The organism is Ferruginibacter sp. (genome assembly GCF_031430955.1).
In the GTDB taxonomy this organism is placed as follows: Bacteria; Bacteroidota; Bacteroidia; order Chitinophagales; family Chitinophagaceae; genus Ferruginibacter.
Genome location: NZ_JANPCM010000128.1, coordinates 1 through 1,775 on the forward strand (window position 1 = coordinate 1; position 1,775 = coordinate 1,775).

General features: G+C 36.7%; 2 protein-coding genes and 1 pseudogene. 2 read left to right on the plus strand and 1 reads right to left on the minus strand.

What is annotated here, in order from left to right:
• The coding region (locus ACY65O_RS03510; protein ID WP_462219466.1) for a peptidoglycan DD-metalloendopeptidase family protein at nt 1-210 on the plus strand (210 nt) is incomplete at its 5' end.
• Nucleotide 211: 1 nt separating this feature from the next.
• Here the strand turns inward: ACY65O_RS03510 and bshA are convergent.
• Complete coding sequence (gene bshA, locus ACY65O_RS03515) at nt 212-1,330, minus strand: N-acetyl-alpha-D-glucosaminyl L-malate synthase BshA (protein WP_462219467.1); 1,119 nt, start codon at nt 1,328-1,330, stop codon at nt 212-214.
• A gap of 118 nt (nt 1,331-1,448) precedes the next feature.
• Here bshA and ACY65O_RS03520 point away from each other — a divergent pair.
• Nucleotides 1,449-1,775, plus strand: a pseudogene (locus ACY65O_RS03520) (peptidase M28 family protein); the annotation flags it as partial.

Here is a 1,775-nt window from a genome sequence, read left to right on the forward strand (position 1 = left end):
GATATGCAGGTGGTAATTTTGCAGCATGGAAGATATTTCAGCACTTACAGTAATCTTTCCAGTGTAGCTGTACAAACAGGACAGGAAGTAAAAACTGGCCAGGTAATTGGAAAAGCAGCTGCTAATTTAGATGGTGTTGGCGCAGTTGATTTTTATATAAATGATGAAAAAAATAATTTAGATCCTGCAAAATGGTTGCGCCGCAGGTAAATTAAATAACCCTTTTGTAGAGAGCTTCATAAAGAGGCACTATACTTTCAATGTCAAATTTTTTGGCCTGGGATAAAGCGTTGGCTTTAAATTGTAATAAAGTTGCATCATCTTTTAAAATGGCTAAAGCATTTTTTGCCATATCATCTACATCTCCCACATTACTCATGTAGCCGCAGTAGCCATCAATATTTATTTCGGGCAGGCCGCCAGCGTTAGTTGATATTACCGGCACTTCTGCAGCCATTGCTTCCAGTGCCGCCAAACCAAAACTTTCATATTCGCTGGTTAATAAAAATAAATCGGCAATGGGTAAGATATCTTCCATCTGTTCCTGCTTGCCCAAAAATTTAATTTTATCACTTATCACACAATCCCTGCAAATGCTTTCTACATAAGGTCTTTCGGGGCCATCACCCAGTAATAATAATTTAGCAGGCATTACTTCAATAATCTTCATAAATACTTTTACCACATCATCCACCCTTTTTATTTTTCTAAAATTACTGGCGTGAACAATTATTTTTTCGCCGTTTGGCGCTGCTATTTTTTTAAAAGCATCAACTGGTTTTCTGTGAAAGCGTTCTACATCAACAAAGTTATGGATCACTTCAATCTCTTTATCAATTACAAAGTTTTTGTAAGTTTCTTCTTTTAAATTTTGCGATACAGCAGTAAGAATGTCACTTTCATTCATGGAGAAAGTTACAACAGGGCTGTAGGTTTTATCACGGCCTACCAAGGTAATATCTGTGCCATGCAATGTTGTAATAACCGGAATTCTTTTGCCCTGCTTTGCTAAAATTTGTTTAGCCATATAAGCTGCAGCAGCATGTGGTATGGCATAATGCACATGCAGTAATTCTACATTATTATTGGTAATTACATCTACCATTGCACTGGCCAATGCAGTTTCGTAAGGTGGATAATCAAACAAAGGATAAGTAGGCACCCTAACCTCATGATAAAAAATATTATTGTGAAAACCACTTAGCCTAACGGGTTGCTGATAGGTTATAAAATGAATATTATGCCCTTTATCTGCAAGGGCTTTACCTAATTCTGTTGCCAGTACACCGCTGCCACCAAAAGTAGGATAGCACACAATTGCGATATTCATATAAAAGAAAGTTTAATAGTTTTTAAATCAGCAGGGTGCAATTTAGCGTTTTATTTTTCTCCACCCATTCCGTTCATATAAACATAATAATCATTAAGTTTGTTCTATAACTGTATGTATGAACAAAAAGAAAATTATTGCCGCTGTTACTTTTCTCTTTATTACTGTTTTTGGTTTTTCGCAAAACGATGATTCGGTAATGATTAAAAAAATATCGGATGAAATTTTACTGCAGGGTAAGGCTCATTCAAATTTATATACTTTGTGTAAATCGGTAGGGCAACGGCTTAGTGGCAGCGCAGGCATGTACAAAGGCGAAGCTTGGGGTGTGCAAACATTAAAAGATGCCGGTGCAGTAAATGTTTATTTGCAGGAGTGTATGGTGCCGCATTGGGTGAGAGGGAAAAAAGAATTTGCAGCATTTACAAAAGCTAAAGGCAGTAAC